Below are 17,016 nucleotides of genomic sequence, written 5' to 3'. Positions count from 1 at the left end.
ATGACAGTGATTTACATAAAACCGATGCTTCGCAGGAACGTGTCTTTCGGTTTATGTACTCCCTTTTGATAATTCATTTTAGTCAATCTATCTCATGAAAAAAATTGTACTGAGTATCGCTCTTTTAGTTGTAATGACCCATTCCGCTTGGGCACAAGATAACGAAGATCCTATAGTTCAGTCGCTTACGAAGGAGTTAACGTATTATCAAAAGAAGTCCGCTTACTTGACCAAACAGTCCAAATCGTTATCGAGAAGGTTGTCAAAGCTGGATGGAAAAAATAAGATGCTGGTCTTTAAAGTGGAAGAGTTACGGCGCGACAGTCTTCAGTTATACAAGATGATACAGGATGCGCAACAAACGAACCAGCAACTCGTCAAATCCTACGAAACCCGTATTCAGGGTATGGCGGGTGAACTGCACGCGCTGCATGATTCATTAGCCGATCTGAAAACGGTGAGACGCGATCTCGATCTGATTAAGCATTATTTCGATGCCGCTCCACTGGCCAAACGGGAATACTCGCTGCCGGCTTCAAAAGTTTCAGATGTACTGACCAGAAATTTCAGGCAGGAAAAATCGCCTTACGAGCCTAAAAATAGTACCAGCCAGGAAGTCATAATCAGTGAGACTTTCGACGTGAAACGTCCGGCGTTTCTCTTCTTTAAATCGACTGTTCAGATGCAAGGGTTGTATAAAATTACCCTCCGTCCGCATCCATTCGACGAAGGAAAAACCCTTGTTGATGTTTCGGGTACCGTTGAACGGAAGGATGGTAAAGCAGGGCGTAACGATAATACCTCAGACGAAAAGGCACAGGCTGAAACTCGGCTTCTCAACTTTATGGATAAATCAATCTACTCAAATGACTTACACGCTAAAGTTTCTGGTCATACTGTTAACGATTGAATTGATCAGTTTTGCTACATCAACGGACGTAGTTGCCTATCGACATAAACGCGCCCTGGCGGTAGATTCGGTAGCTGTATCCTACCCGCGTGCCCAGAACGAAGCTGGCTTAACCTATTGGAAAGAGGGCGATTACGCCAATGCCGTAAAGTGCTTTAAAAATGCCGCTCACCACCAGTATAGCTGGGGTCAGCACAACCTTGCACTCTGCTATTTTCACGGCAGGGGTGTTCCGAAAAATTTAACGGAAGCCGCCAGGCTGATGCGGCTGGCCGCAGCCCAGGGAAATCAGGAAGCTCAAACGACCCTGGGCATGATGTACCAGTACGGATTAGGGGTTGAAAAAAATTATGCCAGTGCTGAAAATTGGTACCAGCTAGCTGCTAAAGCGGGCAACATAACCGCGCTCACCTCCGTAGGCTACCTGTATCAATTTGGGTTAGGGGTGCCCCAAAACAGCGTTAAAGCGTGCGGCTATTACCAGCTAGCCGCCGAAAAAGGCTGTGTAGATGCTATGTATTACCTGGGTGGTTTATATGAGACAGGCAATGGCGTTGAAAAGAACCCGAGAGAGGCTTTAAAATGGTACAGGGCCGCGGCCGATCAGGGCCTTTCAGAAGCTTCCTATCGTGCCTTTCGGATTTACTATTATGATCTGTCCGACTCCGCAAACGGATACAATTACCTGACCCGTGCTGCGGCTCAGAATAATGTATCGGCTATGTATGAGCTGGCGGAAGTCTACTATTTTGGCTTACTGAGCCGTTCTATCGATAAACAGAAAGCGTTTCAATACTATACAAAAGCCGCCGAAAACGGAAACTCTACGGCTTACATGACGCTGAAAATTAGAAAATTCGACGATTAAAAAAGTACCTGGAACGCTGCCATAGCGTAGTTATAGCCTGTAGATGCGTGTTCATTAGCGTAATTAGTCTCGTAAGGAGGCAAAGGTGGTGTTCCACCAGATAGGCATGAAAGCCGGTCGACTGGCAGCAAAAATAAACCGTTAACGGCTTCTTCGGCTTCGTTGCTCAGATAATCACCATTCAGTACAATTCATTCGTCAGGAATAAACCGATGTCCATCCAGTTTATTCCGCCCTTTGTCCGCTTTTGGTTTCGGGTTCCCCTTGGTGTATACACCTTTGTCCCAGTCCAAGCAACCTCATGAAACCGAACACGCTACTTATTGCTACAACTCTACTTGCTGCCAGTTTGCTAACCCCCGCCTTTGCTCAATTTCCCGGCATGGGGGGCACCCCGCAACCAAAAGCGTTACCCGGCACCGCAGGAGACCAAAGTCCGAAAGGAAATGCCAAACTAACGGGATCTATCATTGACTCCACGCAGGCCAAGGCCGTTGAATTTGCCAGTGTTGCCCTGTATAACAAAGCCACAGGAAAAACGGTCGATGGAACAGTGGCCGACGAAAAAGGCAAGTTCGTTCTGTCGAAACTGGTAGCGGGTGAATACCGGATGCTCATCACGTTCGTTGGTTTCCGGAATAAAACGATTGACAATGTAGTGCTGGCCAACGGGCAAACGCTGGATTTGGGGGTAATCAAACTTAGCTCGGGGGTGAAAACGCTGGAGGAAGTAACCGTAACCGGACAGGCCGCCCTGATTGAAGAAAAAGTGGATCGCCTGGTCTATAATGCCGATAAAGACATTACGGCGAAGGGCGGAGACGCCACCGACATTCTGCGTAAAGTGCCGCTGCTGACGGTGGATCTTGACGGGAATGTTTCGCTGCGGGGTAGTTCCAATATTCGGGTGCTGATCAACAACAAGCCCAGTACCATTGTGGCTAGTAGCGTTGCCGACGCGCTAAAGCAGATTCCCGCCGATCAGATCAAAACGGTTGAGGTGATTACCAGCCCATCCGCCAAGTACGACGCCGAAGGGTCGGGGGGGATCATCAACATTATCACGAAAAAGAACAGCCTGCAGGGGCTGAACCTGAACATAGATTCGGGCGTAGGGAACCGGGGTTCGATGCTGTCGCTGAATGGCGGCTACCGGAAAGGAAAGGCCGGTTTTACCCTCGGTGGTTTCGGCCGGGCGATGTATAACACGATCACGAAAACCAACCTCGATCAGACTAGTAGAGTAAACGGCGTAGAAACCTTGACCCGCCAATCGGGCGATGGCACGAGCAATGGACTATTCGGGCAGTATAACCTGGGCTTTGATTACGATCTGGCCAAGAACCAGAGCTTAACGGCTGGTGTGCGATACGGTGTCCGGAACATGCTCAGCCAGCAGGATCTGGTTACCCAACTATTTACAAACGGCACACCAGGATCAAGCTCGAACCGCAACGTAGATAGCAAAAATCTTTCGGGAACGGTCGATGCCAATGTCGACTATCTCCACACGTTCAAGCCCCAGCAGGAGTGGAGCATCTCGACGCTCTACAGCCGGAACGACCTGACAAACAACTTCGATGCCGATCTGCTGAATAGTACGGGCACACTAACCGGTCGCCAGCGCAACCTGAACAAGAACGTCAACCAGGAATTTACGCTGCAAACCGATTACCAGACGCCTATCAAAAAGAATCAGCTCATCGAGTTTGGTGCGAAAGGTATTCTCCGGGAAGTCAACAGCGATTACCGCTATTTGCTGGCCGGCCCAACGGGTGAGTTTACGACCGAAAAGAATGGTACTCAGGGCGCCTTGCTGTATCACCAGAACATTGCGGCTGCCTACAGTTCCTATACGTACACGACCAAAAGCCGGTACACGCTGAAAGGAGGGTTACGCTATGAGCACACTTTTATTGATGCCAGCACCGAAGAAGATGGAACGCTTGGCATTGGTAACTACGGGGTATTAGTGCCCAGCGTCAACGCATCGAAAACGTTTAAAGGGACTACCCTGAAACTGGGCTACAACCGCCGGATCCAACGGCCGGGCCTGCAACAGCTGAACCCTAACTTCAACGCGGCCAATCCCCAGAACATCACGATTGGTAACCCGTCTTTGCGTCCTGAATTAACCAACAACTTTGAATTGGGCGTGAGCAAAACGATCAAGAAGACGTTCATCAATGCAACCTTCTTTGGGCGTGCCACCAACAACGCGATTACGCAGGTTCGGCAACCGTCCGATACGCTGGCCGGAGCCATTGTGACGACTTATCAGAACATCGGCCGTCAGTATACGTATGGCACCAATACGTTTGCCAATGTGGCTGTGACCTCGAAAATTAACGTCGGCATATTTCTGAACGCCTTTTACACCAGCTTAACCGGGCAGGCAACCAACGCCGATGGGGTTTCGGAAAGTCTGACCAATACGGGATTCAACGTAGGTGGTGGCACGTTTGCTTCGGCGCAGTTCGGCAATGGCTGGGGGGCTCAGGCTTTTGGATTTCTGCAGGGCTCACAGGTACAGTTGCAGGGTACGCAGGGTGGTTTCGGATTCTACACGCTTGGTGTGAAGAAAGAGTTCAAAAGTAAAAAGGGCAGCGTGGGTATCGCGGCTGAGAACTTCCTTTCCAATCGGTTCAATATCCATACGGTCCTGAATTCAGCGCAGTTCAATCAGGTAAACGACGTCTATCTGTACAACCGCGGAATTCGCCTGACGTTTACTTACAAAATTGGCAAGATGACGATGGATGCGCCCCGTAAAAAAGCCAAATCGGTCAACAACGACGACGTGAAAAGTGACGGTGGCGGGCAGGCTCCGGCTGGTGGAACATCCTCGGGCAGTGGTACGCCCCGGCAGTAATGAGCCGATTAAATCAGCTACTTTTTTCTGATTGACATACCGAATCAGCCGTTAAGTAACTACATTTCCGAAAAGCAAACGAACACATAGTTCAATTTATCGAATGAAAACTTCCCGATTCCTGGCCGTTGCTATGGCCGCTTTTGTATCCGCTGGCGCTTACGCCCAAACAGTCGACGAAATTGTTGACAAACACGTTGCGGCCCTGGGGGGCATGGACAAACTGAAAGGTGTTTCGACGCTGATTACCGAACGGTCACTTTCGGTTCAGGGCATGGAGATACCTAGTAAAACAACAATTGTGGTGGGCAAGTCCTTGCGGTCCGAATCGTCGGTAATGGGCAATTCCATGATTCAGGTAGTGAATGGAACAACCGGCTGGATGCTGCGTCCAACGATGATGCAGGGAACAGGTGAGCCTGAAGATATGCCCGCCGATCAGATCAAGCAGCAGCTCGGCCAGCTTGATCCCTTCGGCCCATTGGTCAACTACAAAGAGAAAGGAAACAAAATTGATCTGGTGGGGAAAGAGAAAGTAGACGGTAAAGAGGCCTACCACCTGAAAGTAACGACGAAGGATGGCCAGGCGGTTGATGAGTATATTGATGCCAACACGTACCTGGTCAGCAAAATGAAAATGGTTATGAACGGGCAGGAGGGTGAAATGGGCTTTTCCGATTATAAGGCTGTAGATGGTATCAAGTTTCCCAACACGATGGAAATCGTTAACCCACAAATGGGTACACTGACGATGGTTACGACCAAGATTACGGTCAATCCTAAAGTGGACGAGTCGATCTTTAAAAAGCCCGCGAAATAAGGAATTATCTGTATGGTAGTTCATAGCCGAAAGCCACTCCGAGCAGGGTGGCTTTCGGCTTTTCAGGCTTACTCTTATGGTTTGTGCCGTTTCCGTGGCCCGTGTCCTCACGGGCCACGGAAATAGCTGGAGTTATAGGCTAGCCAGCTTCACCAGTTTGACCGTTCGTTGTTCACCCGTTCTGTACTGAATAGACAGCAGGTAATAACCAGCGGATACGTTTTGCCCAAACTGAATGAGCTGGTCCCGTCGGATGGCGTCCAAACGAAAACATTCGCGGCCCAGCATATCTGATAACCGAACGGAGGTTATATCCGCTTCCGCAACGAACGAAAACTCATGATTGCTTGGGTTAGGATAAACCAGGTGCTTCACTCCGTCGGGTGGGGAGTCAACAGCCGTAACCACGTTCGTATCGGTCAGTTGGCGAACTACCAGACTAACGGTGGCTCTGTCGTCTTCGCCGTCGTCGGTGCCAGAGTCCGGCGTACTATCAGGATCGGCATAGGTTGAGGCCGTTACCTGGGCCCTCAGAGTAAAGCTGCCGGTAGCGGTTGCTCTCATACGAAATACGATGGTAGTGTCCGTCAGTAATTGCTGGACGGTTCCTCGCAGCAGACTGTCACCAGGAGCCAACGCGAGCGGGTTTACCATTGTCAACGAGGTCGGTAGTTGGCAGGACCACTGCACCTGACTGGGTGTTTTGCCGCGCGATGTGGATTCATTGTGCAGGGAAAGCGAGAACGATACTACATCGCCTGGTTTAACCGATGTACGGTCTGCCTTCAGCGTCAGACTGACGTCAACCGGTGGTAAGGAGTCGCGTAGTAAAACCGCCGACGAGAAGGGTTTTAAGAGAATCTGTCTGGCGTAATAGCGATTTTTGACATCCCGGTAGGGGCTGCTGACTGTAACTACGCTGTCTCTTAGCGTTGGATTATAAACAAGTTTGATTAACTCATTGGGATCAACCGACTCAATGCTTGCCTCCTGTAGCGAAACATTATCCAGCCAAACCGACTGATTGTCTTCCTGTAGCTGAACCGTCAGCAGCGCGTTGGGTTCATTGGCGAGTGCCGTCAACGCAAATTCGTAACTCTTCCTGGTTGGTTCCACCAGCAACTCATACCGACGGCTCAAATCCTGATAGGGACTGTTCTGCTGCCGGATAAAAACGACGATTTTCTTCAGGGCCGGTGACCTGGCCTCAAATCGGAGCAGATACGTTTTTGATTTGGTGATGGCTTTGATATTCCTGTAGGCCAGCACATACGAGTCGGCATGACCGGAGGAGGCAGAAAAGCCCAATTGCAGGCTACCCCCTTCGAGAGCGCCTGTGCTCGTCCATTTAGCCTGCCCGTTGTTGTATGGGCTCCAGGTTGTCCAGCCTTCGTTCGTTGTGGTAAACGAGTTGGCCAGGAGATTTATGTTTGTCAAGCTCTTCACCCGGTAATCTTTATAGGTTATCGGGCTACTTTTTGAGGTGATATCCTGACCAACCTGCGCTTGCCACTGCTTTAGATTCAAATCGCCGACAACGTTCCGGTTATAAACGGCCCGTATTGTGAAGGCGTCATTAAACGGGCGGGCGTAGTAATTCTGCGTCATCTGGCCAAAGCTACTTAAATCGTTTGCACCAGATATGTAGCCCACTACCGCCTGGTTCGCCGTTTTGGCAACCAGGCTATTCTGCTTCAGGATGTTGTTGCGCGGCAGGCAGGGAGCATCGTAATTATACAGAATAAGTTGACCAACCACATTGTTGAAGGACGTATTTCGGGTCAGGTTCACGTGGTTGACCGCGTGCAGGTAAATGCCCAGCCCATGACAATCGGTAATAGTATTGTCGGTCATCGTGACTGACTCAACGCAATCGTCCAGGAAGACCCCATGCGCACCACTGTAGTCTGTGGCCGATAGCGGCCCTAGCGTACCAATGCCTTTCTGGATGATATTCGACTGAATCTGAATGTTGCGTAACGGTAACTGGGCGCCGTTCCAGAGGTAAATACCACCGCCATCACTCTTTGCCATGCAAAAATTACTGATCAGATTTTGCCGGATTGTGCTGTTGCTGAACACCGACAGACCAATGTAACCGACGCTATCAATCACATTGTTCTCAATGAGGGTGTTCTGGGTGGCAAAGGATTGAAAAGCGGTAAACTGCCCATCCCCGCTTTTTCCGCGATTGGGCAGAACACCAACATCCCGAATGGTATTTTTCCGGAAGGTAACGTTCTGGTAACTGCCAACGTACACCCCGTTATTGTTGATGTGTGAAAGGCTGTTGTTCTCAACCAGAATATTAGTACCAGACCCATTGAGGACGATCCCGTTCTCGCCCGCTCGGGTAAACGTGTTATCTGTCAAGACTAGATTGGAGACGTTATTGGCCAATAAGTTCTCGTGTTTGGCTTCGGCAATAGCCAGGTTTTTGATGGTTATGAACGCCGAATTGGCAATATCAATGCTGCGGTCGTAAGCCGTTGCGGTAATCGCCTGACTGTTTGGGTTACCGTTATCCGAATAGAGCAGTATGGTCTGATTAGCCGGATTATAATACCACTCGCCGGGTTGATCGAGTGTAGCCGGATGGTTCTGGATCAGAAAGCCCCAATTGTCGGTAAGGGTATAGGTCGATGCATTGTTGACCGTTAGCGTATTGCCAGTCTGCTTCGTTATGGTAGCCCGATCAATGATCCAGTAGGTTGGAAAAAGTACGACTTCAGCGCCGGTCCAGTCCGTTGTTAAGGTTTGCTGGCTGGTCAATTGAGTTGCTCCCGTATGGGTCTGAACGGTGAGAAAACCTCGGTTTGGCGCGTCTGGATTCGGATACCGGCCCAGCGGCAGGGAAAGACCATTTTTGTAAACGCCCGTTATCCGGTCTCCGCAGTCGGGACAGGAAGCCTGCCACCGATTATTACCCACATTGGACCATTTTTTAACCGGCACGCCCCCCGTAAGCGTTGGTTTGGTTCCGTAGCCATAAGCGCCAATAAAAATAGGCTTGGCTGCCGTTCCTGATTGACGAATTGATAACGTACCGCTGAACGTATCGCCCCGCCGAAACAGAACGGAATCGCCTGCCTGCAAAGTTAACTGGCTGACCCGTGCCAAACTCCGCAACGGAGCCGCATTCGAGCGACCACTGTTGGTATCGTTACCCAAATTAGCTACATAATAAGTGGTCTGCGCTAGGCTGTCAACGAATGGATTGGAAAAGGCAGCAAGGGTTAAACAATAGGACAAAAGTTTCTTTATTGTTGAGTACATGGTATTGACTTATGAATAGAATAATTGACTTTATCCCATTCGCTTAAAGGAATATGGATTAATGCCCCGGAATTAGCAGGAAGGTAGATGTGTGCGACTATTACGGTCTGGCCCGTTTCACAAAATCAACCGTTAGTCTGTTGGTTGATTAACTTGTGAGAAGAAATAAATGTACGTAGATGTTCTATTTATTGTTTCTTTTATTATAAATACTTTGCCGTTTAATAGATTAAAATTTAGCGGCTTTACAGTCAAAGTAGTCGTATGTGAAAAATAGGCACCAACAGCCGGTGCAAACCGGGTATTGGTGCCTATTTTTTTATTCATTTATCCGTGAAAAACTGAGCCGTTCAGGTTGGTCACTCACGTTTTTATCTACGCTCTTTTCACCGAAAATAATACCTGAAACGCACAGAAAAACTCAAGCCACGTAGGCCGGTAAACTAACGGCTTCCAGCCAGTAACGTCTGAATGTATAAAAACAATTAAGCCATTGATGATACGTAACCGGCTTAACAATATAGGAGGCAATACTAAGCGCGTACGATTTTTCAATGTCCTTGTGATCTTCCGAATTACTCAATATCACAACGGGTAATTGCCGGAAAACGTCGTGTCCTTTAATGAATTCCAGTAGAGAAAAACCGTCTTCCCTACGCGGTAAATACAAATCACTGATTACCAATCGGGGTAATTGTTTATCGTCGGATAAACAGCTTTCCAGATAATGTACTACCTGCGTATTGTTATTCATCCATATAGGTTCTACCTCCGGAAAACACTGGGCGAGGGCAGAACGGATAATAAGCCACTGATCAGCGTTATCCTCAACGACTAGAATCGGAATTCTGGGTAATTTTCGACGTTTCGTAGCGGGTAACTTTGTCATACAGGCCAAAATAAAAAACTCAACTAGTTTACTTTTATCAAATATACTCACAAAGAGAGCGCCTACCTACGTACCCGGAATGATTTCGTATCCTATTCACCAGATACTTATCGTACGAATTCGTTTCTCCGAGCGACAAATTACCGACATTGTCTATAGCGGCACGGTCAGCAAACAATAGTCCGTTTTTTAGGCCGCTGTAAGGCGAATCTGTAAATACTGGAATTTTTAGTAACGCCGGTGGAATGTGCTCCTTTCCATGCCCTTTTGGTTCAGGTGAGGTGCGCCATCTTCGGGCAGAACGAACTTACTTCACTTCATCAGTGGCCGCCGGTTTAGTAACGCCCGGCAAAGCGGCCGTCAATAGCCAGAACTGGCAAACCCGCTCAATCGTTTGCGCAAACGTAATGTATCCATCCTGGAGCGAAATGACGGAGTTTGCCTGCCGACGATAGCCATCCGTGACCAGACTATCCGTTGGGGAAACCAGTAGAATGATAGGTAACCGGCATAATTGAGGATGTTGCTTGAGCTTCTGTAAGGTATGCAGACGCTCAAGCGTGGTGGTGCGGGCATCCAGAATCAACAGAGCCGGGTACTCTTCTTCCGAAACACCCATTAGCAAATCAGGCAGGTGATTGGCCTGACTGGTACTATGGAATCGGTAAATCGGCCATTTTTTTTCAATAGTCTGCCCCACCGACAACGCGCTGGCTTCGTCGTCGGTAACGAGCAAAATAGATTTCTCCGGCATGGCTGCATCCGGGCCTGGAGTTGTGGATGAGCCAGCGCTGCCCGGAAAGTCAGCAACATTTTTACTGGAAATCGGCGAGATGCGATACGCCAGTGCATCCACTACCTGATTCCAGCGTCGGCGGCTAACAGGAAAAGAGAGCCCGTTGTTCAACTGAATTTCGCCGGCCATTTTCTGGCGGGGCGGCTGATGTAAACTTTTTACATACTCCGGATTGATAAGGACAGTTTTGTGAGCCCGGATAAAGCCGGGTAGTTCGCACTCCAGGTAACTGATCGGTTTGGCCAGCAATTTTTTTTCGCCATTCCGAAAGTGAAGCCAACAATAATTGTTCGCCCCCGACAGATGGGTTATCAGTTCCGGGTACTGTAAGGCAGGTTTAATGACGCTCATAACAATAAATACGTTGAGATAGGTAGTCGCTTCAAGGTGCTTTTAATATGAATATGTAATCATATAGGTTTACTAGACAATAAATTCTTTATTGCTCATGCTCACTGTATGGTATCTGGCATTCAGCGAACCCTGGCTCCGTATGAATAGGAGGAATTTTGTTCTTCCTATTCATACGGCACGGTGCCTCTGAAGACAACCGGCCAGGATTTATTGCGTGTTATTTAGTGAGCTAACGGTCGTAGTCCTTAGCCTGTGGGTTGGTATCTGTCCAGCCATTCGTCCAGTTATCCGTACCGAAAGCACCCCGGTAGTCTACTGCGGTGAAGAAAGAGTGCGCCACTTTATCCGTTTTTACCGCACCGGATAGTAGGGGAGAACCCGTTTGTGGCAGGAAGTTAGGAGCACTCAGGCTAAAGGTTTCGCCCCGCAGCAACAGCGATGCCAGATCCGATGACTGAACAATCTGGTTAGACCGCGTACTGGTCGTGAAGTACGCCGTAGCCAGATCGGTTGTAATAGCTCCCGCGCCTACTATCGGCGTCAGTACGTTGGCCAGTACGATACCTTTTAGATCCAGTGTACCGCTGGTTAGGTTAGCCGTTGAGCCCACCGTTGATCCGGCGAGATGCAAACCTTCCGGGTAGCCATAGAACAGGGAGTTGTAAATGTTGATCGCGGTGTTACGCTGCAAGTACATACCAGCCTGATAGAGCCCTGTGGTTGGCGTGGTATTAAAGGCAAAGTTGCTTATGTTGGCAAACGTTGGCGCGGTCTGGGTATACCCGTTGATGGCAACGACAGGCGTAATGTCTGCTGTCTCGGCCGCCTGGTAGCTTTCAACTTCAAACCCGTTCGAGCCCGTTGAGCTACCCACCGCCGGATCGCGTAGCGATACACCGAACTGAGTATTACCGACAAACCCCCAGTCGATACTCCAGTCATCGTCGGTAGTGCGGTAGGCGAACAGGTTTTTGGCTCTGGCCGTGCCGCCAAACCACGAGAACGCATCGCTGCCACTATACGAAACCTGAATATGATCGATGGTGGTACCTGTACCAACGCCAATGAGCGTCAGGCCAGCCAGCCGGGTAGCCGGAGAAGTTGGCTGAACGGCCCCGGCGTACTCGATACGCACGTACTGCAGCGTACCGGAGTTGTCGGCGGGCTCGCCATACGTTTCTACCGTGCCGCGAACGCCATTTGGATTAGCCGTCGTTCCTGCTTTATTAATTGGTGATTTACCGACCAGAACCAATCCTCCCCAGTCGCCGGGTGCCCGTTGACCAGCGGCTTTTGCCGATGTAAATACGATAGGAGCTGCGGCTGTGCCCTGTGCCCGGATGGCTCCGCGACGTTCAATGACAAGCGTACCCGCCATGCTGGTACCCTGCGGATCCAGTTCGGGGCCTGAGCCTTTAATGACAGTGCCCGCGCCAATGGTCAGGGTATAGTTTTGCGGGATATAAACCATTCCCCGGAGCTGATAAACGGTGTCTTTACTCCAGGTCACATTCGCGAAGATGGTTCCCTGTACTTCTTTTACCGGCTTGAGCGATGGAATCGCCACCGTGAATGTTGCCTGACTCTGCGCCGTTTGTCCACCGGCCGTTACCGAAACCGGACCACTGGCCGCACCCGTTGGTACGACAACCACGAGTTGGGTCGATGATGCCGATACGACAGTGGCTGTTACACCCCCGATGGTAACCGTGTTGCTGGCCGGGTCTGTGCTGAAATTTGTCCCCGTAATAACGATGGTACTGCCCACGGGCGCCGTGGCCGGGCTAATGGTGGTTATTGCCGTGGTAGCGGGCTGCGGTGTTGGATCATCGACAGGCGCTTTTTTACAGGAAGCGATAATCACCATCAGCGCAACCAGTAAGAGCAGGCCGGTCGAGAATTGTTTTACATATTTCATAGCACGTTGTCATTTGGTTAAACTGTAGTTACTGAGAAAAGAACAGCGGTCAGGAGCGGAGTTTACACTCTAAAAGACGATGCCCGGCAATATCAATGGGTAATTCACGAATGACCTGAACTTTACCATTTTTGATAAAATCTTCGATCTGATAAATGCTGCTTTCGTCAACGACGTAGAAGTGAGGCACGTTGGCCAGGTTAAAATCCTGCTTCGTCAGGATATCGTTGACGTGGTATTTCTCCCGTACTGATTTCAGGATGTTATGCTCTACCGTTGCGCTTAGTATGTTCGTTTCCCGAGCAGCGGTGTCCCAGTCCAGCAAGTAGCGAACTTTGGTCGTTTTGTCGTGGAACCAGATAGGCAGGAAGTAATCGGCGGTTTCTACGAAAACCGGATAGTGCTTATCCAACTGGGGCAGGTAGCTCATAACTCCGCTGGGAAAAAGGACTACTTTGCGGTTCTGGTAAAAAATAAACGCGGCTACCAACCCCATGTAAACCGGTAAAAGCCTTACTGATAGGGCCATGCCGCTTAACCGAATCGACCACCGACTGCGGAAGAAATAGAAGGCGTATACGAGTTGGTAAATCAACAACAGGTGGCTCGGCCACAAATAGCGACTGATAAACACTGAACGGAAGCTGAGCGATATCACTACCGTAATGCCTATGGTTGCCAGATACACAAAGCCAGCCATCAGGTAAAACATAAACGCCTGGTCGCGGACAAGCTCCTGAAAGCGATTGTTTCGCAGGCGGGGCAGGGCAATGTAAAGCCACAGCCCGGCAATGAGCAGGAACCGAAAAATGGGCAACCATTGGAAAAACGAACGACGCTCCAGACTGGAGGATACCGTTGGAACCAACTCACCAACAATGGTGAAAAACGAAGAAAACGTTGGTAAGGGAATCCAGGAGTGAGGCTTCCCGGCTTCGCTCTGAATGGCAAAACTAGGGTACCAGATCAACAGCCAGACGGCCAGAACCAGGGCGTGCGCACCCAGTACAAGCAGGTAACGCCGGTCTTTCGACCAGAGAAACAGGCCCGCGAAGAAAGCGCCCGACGCCGTTGCGTAGAACAGACCAAAACTGTGCGTGAACAGCAGTAGCAGGCCCAGCAGACAGAAGGGTACTAACAGCCTGAGCTGATTCGGTGAACTGACCAACCGTTGAAGTACCACAAAATACCCGAAGCCAATAAGCAGGAAAAGCGAGTAGGTACGGATTTGAGTGGCCAGCGTGAAGTTTAGATAGGTCAGGCTGAGAATCAACGTGATGAGAACGAAGTTCGTGATGGCTGTACCAATCAGGGTGGTCATGTACCGGTAAAACAGCGCACAGGTAAGGGCAAAAAGAACAACCGACACCGCCCGTAAAAATTGCGGATCTAAACTGATCGTGTGCCCGATGAGCCAGTAAACGTTTGCGAAGAGGGGCGGATTGGCATCCATACCACTCACTACCGCATCGTTCATGTGAACAATCGATGGATCAGAAACCAATAAGTAGCTTAATACTTCATCCATCCACAGCCACTTGTCCTTGAAAAATAACGAGGTGATCAGACTGACTGAAAGAATAAGCAGCAAAGCAACGCTTAGTAATCGGGTGTTTTGTTTTTGCTGATTCATAGGCGTTACGGGTAAACGATAACCAACTTGCTTTTTCGCTATAACCTAATTTTTGTAAGCTGAATCGAGACTCAACTGATTGGGCGCCGACTTGGCGTGTTCGGTAGTTGCCGGGTTGGCCTGTTGAGCCGGGTATAGCACCAGAAACTGTTCGGCAATGCGCTCAACGGGAAAGCGGGTTTCAACCACCCGAATGGCATTCGCTGAACATTGTTCGTAAAGAGTGGAGTCAGACAAGAGGGTATCGACGGCGCCAACCATCTCTTCTACCTTAGTCACGTCTACCAGCAAGCCGCCATCTTCCACTACCCAGGCAACCGCTCCACTATCTTTTCCGGCTACGACCGGCACCCCATAACTCATGGCTTCGGCGAGTACCATGCCAAAGGATTCTTCGAGGGAAGCATGCAGCAGCAACGAGCTTTGCGATACTTTTTTCAGCACGTCGACGTAAGGTGTCATGCCGTGAAGTACCACGTTCGGAATCTGATGCTCCCGGCAAAAAGCCTCGGCTTCGGCTCCCGGTTCGAAGGCTGTTCCAAAAGCCCAGAGCACAGCGTTCCGGTGCACCTGCTGGATACCCTTGAACGCCAGCAACGCATTTTTACTGTTTTTCCGGTCATCCCACCCGTTGACCACCATGCTGATGATCGGTGTTTTCGGCCTGGAAGACGTAGTCTGTTTGGCGGGCATTGGCACGGGGTTGGGTACTACCGCAACCGGGGCAGATGTCCACTTTTGCACCGTTGCCGCCATGTAGGGCGACACAGCTGTAAACCGCCGGCCTTTCTGGAAAACATAGCGGGCCAGCAGCAGGTGGAAAAAACGATTCAGGGTACGGACATAGTTGAAAATAATGCGGGCGTTGTCATGTACCGTAATCACCGCATCGGGCGTATACGACAGGGCCGCCATAGCGTATTCATAGGTCCAGTGGGCATGCACCACGTCTGGTTTGTATTGCCGAAGAACGGCCAGTAACTGAGCCCGCTCAAAGCTAAAAAAATCGGCGGTCCGACCGGGCCGTTTGCCATTGGGCCGAAACGTGTGTTTCCTTCGGGGAACAATGACGTACGTCAGTTGCTGATCTTCGTACACGAAAGGCGGTTCATCGTCAGCCAGTTTATCGTCCTGCGTAACGGCCAGTACTTTATGATCGCGTACCAAGTATTCCTTGATGAGATTACTGATCAGGGGAGCGCCAGCCTGCCCTTTAGGATAGACACCCAGTTTTTGTCGGGCACTTTCTGACAGCAGATCGTCGGTGGCAATGGAGCCTAAAATGCTGATATACATTGGATTAATTTCGTTTAGTTGGGTCGATAGATCCGTATTCGATCACCCGAATGCCATGAGTTATCCGAGCTTGAGGTAATCAATCAATAAAGTTGCTCATCGCAACTGCCAGCCCGACACCCTGTTCGAGGAGCGGACTGTAGTATTTTTGGGTTATGTGATCAATCTTCAGTTCCCACCGCTGCTGCTGCGCGAACCGGAAGGCGTTCAGGCCCATCTCGATTCGTTTTGATTCATTGTGGTACATCCAGGTAATGGCTTTTCCCAGGCCAGCGGCAACGGCTTCCGGCTCCGTAACGGGCACCCGGATACCCGTGTGATCGCTTACTAACTCGGCTTGCCCGTGTAAGTCGAGGGTAACCACCGGGAGCGAGTAGCCCATGGCTTCCATCAACTGAGCGGGCCCCGTGTCGCGCAGGCTGGTGAACAGAAAAACATCTGCTTTTCGGTAATACTCCTTCACCTGCTCGTAGTTTACTTTACCAACCCAGTTCACCCGGTTTTCCAGCTTGTACTTGGCAATGTATTCGGGTACGTATTGACCCATTTCGCCATCACCCACAATCGTTAATCGAATAGGCAGCTGCGCGTCTACCTGGCTGAATCCGTGCAAAGACAGTTCGAGCGCTTTGCGCGGCATCAGGCGACCTACCCAGACCAGTTCCAGCGAATCGTGCGCAGGTCGGTGAATGGGCTCCGAGGGAATAAAATGCTTGCCAACCCCGCCGAATTCCTTTTCAACCTGTTTAGTTCGTCCCAATGACTGAATCATTCGCCGGGTATCCTCATTCCAGGCCAGTACATAATCGGCATACCGGACCGACTGGTAACAACCGGGATTGAAGCGAAGCATACCATTACTAACCCACGATCGCATCCGTTCTTTCACCCAGTTATCCTTGAAATAATGGCGCATTGATTTGGGCGCTTCCTGCCCGCCACCAACGGGTCCGTATATAAATGGAATCTTGAGTTTATACATAAAACTCCCCAACTGAAGACTCGTATAGCTGACGTGGTGTACCAAATCGAACGGGTTCTCCTTGTGTAATTTCTGCGCCATCCGCATGGCCGCCCATTGCCACAGGATGTAATGAAAATACATGCCCAGAAGGCCGAACGAATAGGGTTTGTCAATCCAGCGGGGTAAGGTGACGTACGCAAAGGTCAGGTTCGGGTATTGGTTTTGGGCTAGTTTCTGTTCGATCTGGCGTTTGCCAACATCGCGGGTCAGGCACAGAACTTGGTAGCCCTGTTGGCTGATTAAGGATGAATAAAACCACCCATTCCCCTCTTCAGAACCGAGGTCCGGAATACAGGCATAAGCGGAAACCAATACTTTTTTCATAACTGGGTCAAAAGGGATAAGAAAGACAATCGGCAC

At 50.0% G+C, this 17,016-nt stretch carries 11 protein-coding genes; 4 read left to right on the top strand and 7 right to left on the bottom strand.

The genetic code is table 11. The annotated features are described in order from the left end of the window. Window positions 1-94: 94 nt before the first annotated feature. The 4 genes from ACYU87_RS07485 (at window position 95) to ACYU87_RS07470 (ending at window position 5,470) form a co-directional block, all read left to right on the top strand. Window positions 95-910 (top strand): hypothetical protein, encoded by an 816-nt coding sequence (locus tag ACYU87_RS07485; protein ID WP_461133403.1) that lies wholly within the window; start codon window positions 95-97, stop codon window positions 908-910. Further along, complete coding sequence (locus tag ACYU87_RS07480) at window positions 867-1,778, top strand: tetratricopeptide repeat protein (RefSeq protein ID WP_461133402.1); 912 nt, start codon at window positions 867-869, stop codon at window positions 1,776-1,778. Before ACYU87_RS07485 ends, ACYU87_RS07480 begins: the two co-directional genes overlap by 44 nt. 301 nt (window positions 1,779-2,079) lie before the next feature. Beyond that, a complete protein-coding gene (locus ACYU87_RS07475; RefSeq protein WP_461133401.1) occupies window positions 2,080-4,650 on the top strand; it encodes a TonB-dependent receptor in 2,571 nt (856 codons plus the stop codon). 103 nt (window positions 4,651-4,753) lie between these two features. Continuing rightward, entirely contained in the window at window positions 4,754-5,470 is a 717-nt protein-coding gene (locus tag ACYU87_RS07470; RefSeq protein WP_461133400.1) for an outer membrane lipoprotein-sorting protein, read from the top strand. Between the two features lie 132 nt (window positions 5,471-5,602). On the opposite strand, the gene ACYU87_RS07465 is transcribed toward ACYU87_RS07470, so the two are convergent. From ACYU87_RS07465 to ACYU87_RS07435, 7 genes are all read right to left on the bottom strand, one after another. Then, window positions 5,603-8,722, bottom strand: a complete 3,120-nt coding sequence (locus ACYU87_RS07465) for a right-handed parallel beta-helix repeat-containing protein (protein WP_461133399.1) — start codon at window positions 8,720-8,722, stop codon at window positions 5,603-5,605. 445 nt (window positions 8,723-9,167) lie between these two features. Further along, window positions 9,168-9,635, bottom strand: a complete 468-nt coding sequence (locus tag ACYU87_RS07460) for a response regulator (protein ID WP_461133398.1) — start codon at window positions 9,633-9,635, stop codon at window positions 9,168-9,170. A gap of 307 nt (window positions 9,636-9,942) precedes the next feature. Then, window positions 9,943-10,782 carry a LytTR family transcriptional regulator DNA-binding domain-containing protein gene (locus ACYU87_RS07455; RefSeq protein ID WP_461133397.1) on the bottom strand — a complete coding sequence of 280 codons (840 nt, stop codon included), beginning with the start codon at window positions 10,780-10,782 and terminating at the stop codon, window positions 9,943-9,945. Between the two features lie 232 nt (window positions 10,783-11,014). Further along, window positions 11,015-12,703, bottom strand: coding sequence for an IPT/TIG domain-containing protein (locus ACYU87_RS07450; protein ID WP_461133396.1), 1,689 nt, complete (start codon window positions 12,701-12,703; stop codon window positions 11,015-11,017). Window positions 12,704-12,752: 49 nt separating this feature from the next. Next, the gene (locus ACYU87_RS07445; RefSeq protein ID WP_461133395.1) at window positions 12,753-14,336 is read right to left on the bottom strand and encodes a hypothetical protein; all 1,584 of its coding nucleotides are present in this window, start codon (window positions 14,334-14,336) and stop codon (window positions 12,753-12,755) included. 45 nt (window positions 14,337-14,381) lie between these two features. After that, window positions 14,382-15,632, bottom strand: a complete 1,251-nt coding sequence (locus ACYU87_RS07440; RefSeq protein WP_461133394.1) for a glycosyltransferase family 4 protein — start codon at window positions 15,630-15,632, stop codon at window positions 14,382-14,384. A 79-nt stretch (window positions 15,633-15,711) separates the two neighbouring features. Beyond that, a complete protein-coding gene (locus tag ACYU87_RS07435) occupies window positions 15,712-16,980 on the bottom strand; it encodes a glycosyltransferase family 4 protein (protein WP_461133393.1) in 1,269 nt (422 codons plus the stop codon). Between the last annotated feature and the right edge of the window lie 36 nt (window positions 16,981-17,016).

The sequence above is a fragment of the Spirosoma lituiforme genome (genome assembly GCF_054776635.1).
The sequence above is the reverse complement of the archived record's forward strand: the minus strand, read 5'-3'. Positions and strand labels throughout refer to the sequence as shown.

Bases quoted from the DNA above. Each gene is read 5' to 3' on its own strand.
- ACYU87_RS07455 (WP_461133397.1), bottom strand. From the start codon at position 10,782: ATGAGCGTCATTAAACCTGCCTTACAGTACCCGGAACTGATAACCCAT.
- ACYU87_RS07440 (WP_461133394.1), bottom strand. From the start codon at position 15,632: ATGTATATCAGCATTTTAGGCTCCATTGCCACCGACGATCTGCTGTCA.
- ACYU87_RS07470 (WP_461133400.1), top strand. From the start codon at position 4,754: ATGAAAACTTCCCGATTCCTGGCCGTTGCTATGGCCGCTTTTGTATCC.
- ACYU87_RS07435 (WP_461133393.1), bottom strand. From the start codon at position 16,980: ATGAAAAAAGTATTGGTTTCCGCTTATGCCTGTATTCCGGACCTCGGT.
- ACYU87_RS07445 (WP_461133395.1), bottom strand. From the start codon at position 14,336: ATGAATCAGCAAAAACAAAACACCCGATTACTAAGCGTTGCTTTGCTG.
- ACYU87_RS07460 (WP_461133398.1), bottom strand. From the start codon at position 9,635: ATGACAAAGTTACCCGCTACGAAACGTCGAAAATTACCCAGAATTCCG.
- ACYU87_RS07450 (WP_461133396.1), bottom strand. From the start codon at position 12,703: ATGAAATATGTAAAACAATTCTCGACCGGCCTGCTCTTACTGGTTGCG.
- ACYU87_RS07475 (WP_461133401.1), top strand. From the start codon at position 2,080: ATGAAACCGAACACGCTACTTATTGCTACAACTCTACTTGCTGCCAGT.
- ACYU87_RS07485 (WP_461133403.1), top strand. From the start codon at position 95: ATGAAAAAAATTGTACTGAGTATCGCTCTTTTAGTTGTAATGACCCAT.
- ACYU87_RS07480 (WP_461133402.1), top strand. From the start codon at position 867: ATGACTTACACGCTAAAGTTTCTGGTCATACTGTTAACGATTGAATTG.